Origin of the sequence: uncultured Anaerovibrio sp. (genome assembly GCA_902786545.1) — a bacterium.
In the GTDB taxonomy this organism is placed as follows: domain Bacteria; phylum Bacillota; class Negativicutes; order Selenomonadales; family Selenomonadaceae; genus Anaerovibrio.
Map to the genome: position 1 here is coordinate 1 of CADACU010000072.1, position 6711 is coordinate 6711.

4 protein-coding genes are annotated in these 6711 nt (G+C 47.3%); all 4 read right to left on the reverse strand.

What is annotated here, in order from left to right:
* Window positions 1–251: 251 nt before the first annotated feature.
* Window positions 252–1547, reverse strand: a complete 1296-nt coding sequence (locus tag QZV24_RS09940; RefSeq protein WP_294523406.1) for a hypothetical protein — start codon at window positions 1545–1547, stop codon at window positions 252–254.
* A gap of 140 nt (window positions 1548–1687) precedes the next feature.
* Window positions 1688–2581 carry a protein tyrosine phosphatase gene (locus QZV24_RS09945; RefSeq protein WP_294523407.1) on the reverse strand — a complete coding sequence of 298 codons (894 nt, stop codon included), beginning with the start codon at window positions 2579–2581 and terminating at the stop codon, window positions 1688–1690.
* A 338-nt stretch (window positions 2582–2919) separates the two neighbouring features.
* On the reverse strand, window positions 2920–5835 hold the full coding sequence (locus QZV24_RS09950) for a metallophosphoesterase (RefSeq protein WP_294523408.1): 2916 nt from the start codon (window positions 5833–5835) through the stop codon (window positions 2920–2922).
* A gap of 15 nt (window positions 5836–5850) precedes the next feature.
* A partial coding sequence (locus tag QZV24_RS09955; protein WP_294523409.1) for an MFS transporter occupies window positions 5851–6711 on the reverse strand: 861 nt, incomplete at its 5' end.

The window sequence follows — 6711 nt, forward strand, 5'->3', positions numbered from 1 at the left end:
CATACCGGTCAACCTTTAGGGCAAGCTCCGGTGCCTTAAAATCTGCATTTTTACTGGCCGAATCATCAGATTTAGCCAAGCCGGCTGCCGAGAACTGCAGTGCAATCATCACTGCCAAGCCTAAAGAAACAAGGGATTTCTTGTGTCTGAACATAGTTACACTCCTTTACTTGTGATTTTAAACCAGTATATCCCTATGGCTGCCTGTACCCGGCCCCCTGACCAGGCACAGGCGCCCTGTAGTTATAGCATCAGAACTTGGTAGTGAGCTTGAGGTATACCTGATTCTTGGTTTCCTCGCCAATTGCCTTGCCCTTCTTTAGATTGTCCGGATCGGAAACGGTGTGACCCCAGAACCGGATAAGGGACAGCTTGGCAGCCTTGCTGAGCTGATAGCTGAGCTCAGCACCAAAGCCCTTGTAACCATCTGCACTGAGATAATCATCATAAGAGGTGTACTTATCATTCATGAACATGTTCTGATCTGCCTTGAGCCAGCTCAAAACAACCTCCCAGTCACCTGCTTTCTTGGCATTGCCATAGTGAAGCTCAAAGGCATAACCAGTAGTAGCCTTGTTAGCGCCAATATAACTGTAGCCGTAGCCATGGTGATTCTTGGCCGGCTTATCGGTGTTGCTGTTACGGGCCCACTCACCGGTAGCCCACAGCTTGCCAACAATTGGCGTACGGCCATAAATGCCCAAATAAGTCTCAGGCTGCTGCTTACCCCAATACAATCCAGCATACTGATCAACCAATCTGTTTTTCCCCTTGTTGGCAAAGGTATGTCTATATTCATAGAACTGCAACAGACGAGTCTGAACTGGTCCTTCATATCTTACAAGATTTCCATCCTTATCCAGCTCATATTCAAAATCATACTCATTTCCGAGATAATCATGGGCATCATAGCCATAAGAAGCTCGGAATATATCATTCTTGGTGATGTTATATTCGCCCAGGAACTGGTTGGTACCACCCTTGGAAATCCACAGGCCTTCACCGACCTTGGCCTTCATGGTACCGATGGTAATCTTACCGGTGTTGGCATCGCCAAACTTACCAAACTGCTTGCTTACATTGGCCGCATTCAGCAAAATCTTGTTTTTCTCGTACCCATAACCATATTTATTGTCATGGGCATCCTCGGTGGTGGACTTAATCTTGATACCAAAATTGGTGGCCCAGCCATCACCCATATCGGCATCGCCATAGAGACGGAACTCTGACTTCAGCTTGTTATTTTTGTTTGTTTCAACTTCCAAACCGGACTTGGTGCTTCCTGACCAAACAACCTTGCCGTTCTTGCCCTTGCTGGACTTCTTGAGCTGCTCCTTGGTAGCCTTTTCACTGGCCTTTACCGCTTTAAGCTGTTCCTCCAGCTCAGCCATACGGGCCTGGAGCTCAGTCATTTGCTGCTCCAAAGTAGCTGCGGAAGCGTCATCAGATTTTTTGGCTTCAACTGGCGATCCACCTGCCAAGTTAACTGCCAGACCGGCTGCTACCAGGCAAGCCAGCATCTTGTGTTTGCTCATCATCTTTTTCATTTTTTCTCCCCCATCTTTTATATTCTAGTAAATAAATTAGAAATAAGTTCGGTGATATCCCTGGGGACATCTATCATATCAGCCAACGACGCCAATACCCCCAGGCTTCGTCAGCGTTATATGCCTATATTTGCTATTAGTTAATCCGTATATCCCTGCTGATCACACCATTGGCTCCAGCTTATATCCAGTTTTGGATGTGCCTTGGCATAATCATAAAACCGACGAGTGAACTCCGCCCGTTTCGGATAATTAGCTTTCTTGTACGGATCAGTGGCCTTGTCCGCTGATTTACGAACATCCTGGCCCCCCATCAACACCTGGCGGGTCATTATTTCATCATAACTGAGTTTATCAGCATTATGCAGCATATCCACCATACTTAGTGTGATGGTTGTACGACCAACACCTGCTTCACAATGAGCATGAATCCAGGCATTGGCCGGCAAGCTCTTGTAGAACTCCACAAAGCGGTCAATATTTGCCCTGGTGGGTGCAGAATAATCCATAATCGGAATCCGGAAATACTTTACCCCCATGGACTCTACAAATTCCTTCTCCGTCATGACGGAATCCACTTTAATCGGTACTTTGAATACTACGCCCTTGTCCTTGGCCTGTACCGCAATATCCGCAACACCAGCCTGTTTAACTGCTGCCAAAAGGCCCTTCTCCCGTTCATCTACCTGCTGGGCAGTTAAACCCTTATTAAAGGTTTTATAGCGACTATACCAGCTAACAGCGTGATCATTTATATATCCGTGGGATTCGTTACGAAGATCCAATACCACGATATCCTTTGGTACCGCTGGAATCTTCTTCAGCAACTCCTTAAACTCATTTTTGGCATAAAAGCTGCTGCCGGATATACGCAATTCCTTTAAACCTTCCGTTGAAGGATAAATGTCATCGGGAGATCGTTTAAATTTCCCTTTGGATGCATCCCGATATTCATTAGGCATATTAGCCGTCCCGGCAATGCGGTCAAACTTAAGTACCTGTATACCATCTTCTGGTTCTGCCGCCCAGACCACAGCTCAACAAAACCAGCATTGCCAATATTATTGACGCCCACCGGGTAATCTGCTTCATCCAATCACCCCTTTTAATTTTCTATTCGTATTGTATATGTTTTGCTCATATTTTGCAACGATATTTGTATCAAAAAGCAATTATTCATATCTTTGCCCCCTTATTTATCGCAAGATATTGTAGAAAATATTCTGTCAATTAAGGCAATCAAATAAGAATTTTAGCAAAAAGTTGTCACTTTAAACAAAAAATCGGACTGTGCCAGCCAGTCCGATTTTTTCCGTATTACATTTCATACTATCTTTTGCGATTTTTTATCTCTATAAGCACTGTTTAGTTTTTATCCATGAATAACATCGGTATACTCCGGAAACTCCCTTAAACGATCTGGCGATTCAAAACCAATAGCCCCCAGCATACGCCCCTTTTCCCAGGACGGACGAGTTGACCAAACCATCGTCGATTCATCCACTCCGTTAGTTGTTGCTACCTCATAGGATTCCACCACCGGAGCAAATACTCCCTTGGAACCAACTGCCGCACTAAAGTCCGTGGTGATGCGCAGGAACTGGGCTTGAGGCAATATGGTCAAATCTATCACATTTTCACCGTCCCGAAGCACTATCTCCAAGCGGCCTTTAATAGAGGTTTCATCATCGGATACCTCCACCACAGCCCGCAGATCGGTTCCTTCCGGCACCTTGACTTTGGCCTTTAATATCTGATACTGCCAATACTTTTTCTCACTTAAATATTCCTGACAATATACTGCAGGATGCCGCCATTCAGTAATATGCTGTCCCGTATTTGCAATATTATCCAAATCCAGCCATACCGCCAAAGCTTCCTGTTGCGGTCCCAACTGATCCGGTGATTGCCCAATCTGTTGGTTCTCTGCTGCTGTCAAGCCTCTTTTATAAAACCGCACCTGACTTATGGCTGCCGGCAAATGAGTATAATACTTTGGCCGTCCCAGCTCGGGAATAACATGGCCAATGTAGGAATAACCCACAAAAATTGGTTCAGTATCCCACTGACGGAGCTGAACCTCCCCATCAATTCCCGCAATGTGAGCCACCGCTTCATCATCCACATAGGATACGCCCCCTTGGGTCTTATCAAAGGACAAGGTGTACTGGGCCCATCTTCCCACAGCGGCCTCACCGCCCTGCCAGGAATACTCCGTAATACCATGACAGGTCCCCCATTTCAGGCCTCCTTGGCGCTCGATTACCATGCGCATAAAGTAAGTGGCCCCCCAGCCCACGGATTTGCCGCGAACCATGAGCGGATTATGACTCATTTCATCCGGTTCGGCCAAGCGCTCTACCTTGGCACTAACCACGCCGGTAAAGCCCTCCTTCGCCACCAAATCGGGATTAGCCGGGATTTCAATATAATCACCATAATTATCCAAATAAATCACGGTTTTCCCCTGTTCATTTATAACTCTTGGGCTGCCATGCAACAGGGCATCATGGCCGTGGCCGGACCGATCGGCAATGCGTGGCACCGCCTGGATGCCACCTTCCACATAAACCGTCTTGGGTGGCAAGCCTCCCAAGCTCACCTTATATTCACCAGCCCGCTGAAAATGGTAGCTAAACTCTACGCAACGCCGTTCATGGGGGCGGAAGGTAATTCGCTTGGTTTCCACCAAGTCAGTATTTATATGTAATGATACATCCACCGTAAGGGTCTTGTATAAATGATTAATGGCTTCAGCACTAATTGTCAGGCAATCCGCCTCTGTCCCCTCACCAATAAACGCCCGTTGATGTTCATAGGTTATCTGTGGAGCATCAATTATATCCACATCCTGCTCCGCCCCCAGAACACTTATTTTATGTCGCCATTCTCCCCGGGGTTGATAATACGCCACAATCTGACGCCGTTCCTTGGGCTGCAACAATACTACCCGGCTCTCCTCCGGCTCCCCGAACAGATTAATCTCGTGGCGAACGCCATCATCCTCCACCGGCAATACTACCGTGGCCAGCCCCTCACCAGTATTCCAGGCTACAGCCCTTATCTCCATCAACCCACTGCCATTCAGGCAACGAATAGATGGGGCCAGCACCTCCACCTGCGGAGCTGCATGGGTAATGCGAACTGTATCCACCAGCTTATCCGGCTGTCCTGACTGAAAACCATAAATCTTATATAGAAGCTCTTCCGAAGTAGCCTCCAATATGCCATAGTTGCTATTGCCCATAGCCACTACTTCCGGAAAATCTCCCAAAAGCCGCTTGTCGTCACCGCCTACATCAAACTCTGCCATAGGGTCCTGGGTACTGCCCTGACAGACATAGACTGTCCGAGCTCCCACCTCCGGATCTACGGAAACGGATTTAATGTAATAATGGAGATGCCCACCAATGACTAAATCTACGCCGCAGCGTTCTGCCAAAGGCACAATATAACGGTTGTTAAAAATGTCCGTATATGGATGATGGGTAATCAATACCCGCCAGGAGGCTTTTTGGGCTGCCTCACTCCGTAAATCCCCTTCTATCCATTCCAAAGTGTTACGAATCTGCTGCCGCAGGGAATCGTCTGCCACCTGGCCGGAATTCACCGCATTCATCTCAAACAGGCCCCAAGGATTACTGTTCACCATAACGATATGGGCCGGACCATAATCAAAAGAAAAAGTAAATCCACCATCCGGAGAATTTACTGTCTTAGCCTGCCGGGAGGCAAAAAGCAAATCATAAAATGGTCCATCGTCATGATTGCCTACAATATGATAAGCAGGCAGCCGACGCAATTCCTCCGGCAACCGGGCAAACCAGTTGTTCACATACTGCTCGTGCTGATAGCCAGTACCAAAGGAAATATCACCACCATGTAATAAAAGCTCCGGACGCTGTTCCCTGAGCATTTGTTTAAATGCTTCATTAGTATAGAACAGATGAGAATCGGATACCGTGACACACCGAATACGTTCCGGGTTCTCCGCCAAAGTGGTAAAACTTGCCCTTAACAGCTCGCCATCCTCGGCGCAAACTGCATATTCATATTCCGTCTCTGGCTGCAGGTCAGACAATACAGCAGTATACAGGCAGTACCCCGCCGGATTATCCGGGCAGTCTGGTTCCCGTTCCTGTTCCGGGGTTATACAATATTGTTTGCCATTGACCGTCTGATAAACTAACTGAAGCTTTTCCGGCTGCTCCATCTCCCAAACTATGGTTATTGTATGCGGTGTTGGAGCCAAAAGCCACGGTCCGTTAGCAATGTTTACTGTACTCATTTTGTATCCTCCCCATCAGGCTGCCGTTTCCTCTTTGCTATTTTTCTTTGCCCAAAGAGTTGGAACAACCAGCAGGGTCATAACGGCAACTGAACCCATCCAGAACGCCATTATCATATCAAAATTATAAGTGATTTGTCCATCTACCATTGTTTGAGCCGAGGACATCAGGAAGCCATTTACCACATCCTGCAGTGCAGCCCCGCCGTAAGCCATCAAGCCAATAACTCCCATGGCGGCTCCCGTTGCCTTACGCGGGCAAAGATCAACAGCCAACAGACCACCAACAAAACTAAGACAACCACCTAATCCGAAACCGAATACAGCCACACAAAGCGCTGCCATTGTCGGCTCACCAGCCGGTACCAGACAAACCCCAGAAATACCGGCAAACATGATGCAACCAAAAACTATGGTTGTAACGGAATGATGGGATTTAAAAATCTTATCGGAAATAATACCGGACAGACAGCCACCGATACCGCCCAATACCGGTGACAAGGACATGATACTACCGGCTGTTACCAAATCAAATCCTTTGTCTTCCTGGAGGAAAATAACTCCCCAGCTGCTGATGGAGTACCGGGAAATACCCAGGCAAATTGCTGCAATGCCCAACAACCATACATAGGGATTCTTCAGTACCATCATCTGGGCTTCCTTCTTGGAAACAGACTGCTCTTTTTTCTCCTGTACAGCCTCCCCCTCAAATTCGTTGGCACTAGGTAAGCCATAGGTCTCCGGCCGGTCCCGCATAAAATAATACATGATGAAAGCCAGAACCACACAAATCAAGCCCGGCAACAGGAAAGCAGAATGCCAACCAAAGGCTACAATTATAACTGCCGTTACCAGATAAGTGGCACCTTCACCTAC

Coding starts and splice junctions, on each gene's coding strand:
- QZV24_RS09940 (WP_294523406.1), bottom strand. CDS start 1,547: ATGAAAAAGATGATGAGCAAACACAAGATGCTGGCTTGCCTGGTAGCA.
- QZV24_RS09950 (WP_294523408.1), bottom strand. CDS start 5,835: ATGAGTACAGTAAACATTGCTAACGGACCGTGGCTTTTGGCTCCAACA.